This is a genomic window from Nocardia sp. NPDC006982 (assembly GCF_042869435.1).
Taxonomy (GTDB): domain Bacteria; phylum Actinomycetota; class Actinomycetes; order Mycobacteriales; family Mycobacteriaceae; genus Nocardia.
Genome location: NZ_JBIAFV010000077.1, coordinates 1 through 1839 on the forward strand (window position 1 = coordinate 1; position 1839 = coordinate 1839).

The following is a 1839-nucleotide window of genomic DNA, read 5'->3' on the forward strand; positions in this document are numbered from 1 at the left end:
GACGTGCCCTTCGACCGTTCCACTGCTCCATGCCATGGTTAGGCCCGCGGTGACTGCGTCCTGGTCGCGGCGCAGGCCACGGACGAACGAGTGCAGTGCCGGTTGATCGTCGGAGTCGACGGCGACCATCCACCGCTCGAGATCTCGACCGCGCCGCTCGCCCATGATCTCTGCGAACGCGCGGACGTGCCCGGTGAGAGCGGCAAGTTCTGGACTGATCGCCAGGACCCGATCGAGACTTTCCTGGTGCTCGGGGGCAAGGGCGGCGGGGTTGGTCATGATCCAGCCGACGACCTTCCGGACGGCCGGCGGTTTGCGTGGCGGGGCCGGGATGAGCGCGAGGGCGCGGAAGGGGTGTAGATAGTTGCGCACCATCCTCTCGCTGCCTTGGTAGCCGAGGGCCTTGATCTCTTCGAACAGCTGGGTCGCGTTGGTGCAGCCCTCGTTCCACCGCTGATGTAGGTGGGATTTGTGTGCTTCGAGCACGCTGATGCGGTATCCGGTGCGGTCGTTGACCAGCAGTTCGTCGGCCGATTCGGCGCGTGCGAAGCGGCGGGCGGTGCCTCGGGCCAGCCCCAGCTCACGACTGATCGCGCGGATGGTCGTGCCCTGGGCCAGCAACGCATGGACCTCGGCCCAGCGCTGGCGGGTGCGGACTGCGGTGCGATCCTTCCGCTGATCGGGTGTGACGGGCCCGCGATGCATTTCGGCGGCAACGTCGGTGATGTCGGGCCGGTTCTGCGGTTCGGGTTCGGCGATCGCGGCGGTGAGGCTGGCGCGGTGGCGTGCCACGGTGCGTTCGACTGCCTCGCCGAGGTTGTGCCAGATGTGCCAGCGGTCGGCGACCTGCACCGCGTCCGGCGCTCCGGCAGCGGTGCCCTCGGCATAGGCGCCGGCCCGGTCACGGCAGACGATCTCGACGCCCGGATGGGTTCGTAGCCAGGCTGCGAGGGTGTCGGAGGTTCGGTCGTCGAGGACCTCGACCGGGCGGCGGGTCTGCATGTCGATCAGGATCGTTCCGTAGTTGTGCCCGCGACGCAGGGCGAAGTCGTCGACACCCAGCACCTGCGGGATCGAGGTCTGAGGATCGGGCAGCGCCCGGATCTGGCGCAGCAACGTCATCCGACTCACCGTCGCGGCCAACTGCCGGGTCAGCCGCGCCCCAGCGCGGCCACCCAACGCCAGCGCGACCGCGCATAACGCCCGTTCCAGGATCAGCGTGCGGCGGGCGTGGCGGGCGGCCAGCTGAGGCAGTTGCTCAGCGAAAGTTGTTTTGCCGCAATCGGAGTTGTCGCAGAACAACCTGCGGACCTGCAACCTGATCACGACCTCCCGGCCGGTGATCGAGGTATCCGACAACCGCCGCTGATACCGGCTGTGGACACGGCCTGACAGCATCCCGCACTCGGGGCAGCCGACGGGATCGCCGCCGGTGGCGGCCTCGATCCGTACTGTTGAGCCCGCCGCGCGGATCAGCTCGATTCGCAGACCGTCCAGATGCGGGAACAGGACCGCCATCGGTTCAAGATCAGAACACCCGCGACATCATGAACTATCAACCGCCCCTTCGCATCCCGAACGGGTCAATCACGAAGTCTGTGCCAGATCCCGAAACTTGCACCCAAAGTGCCCTTCCGAACTGGACCAACTCACTGCCTAGACAACAGTGATCATCCCAGCTCAAAGGGCACTTCTTCATTCACGACACCCCAGACGGCCGCCAGACCGTCGGTGAATCGAGGCTTAGGGTCTGTGTCGAAGTGAGTTGAGGGGTGGCACCGCTGCGCGGTGCCGCCCCTCACTTGTTGGTGAAAGCTGTTGTCCGCGTTGGTAGATGGG

1 protein-coding gene is annotated in these 1839 nt (G+C 66.5%); it reads right to left on the minus strand.

The window, feature by feature from the left end:
• Positions 1-1518 (minus strand): ISL3 family transposase (locus ACFYOW_RS49530; protein WP_387299147.1); only part of this gene is annotated, 1518 nt, incomplete at its 3' end.
• Between the last annotated feature and the right edge of the window lie 321 nt (positions 1519-1839).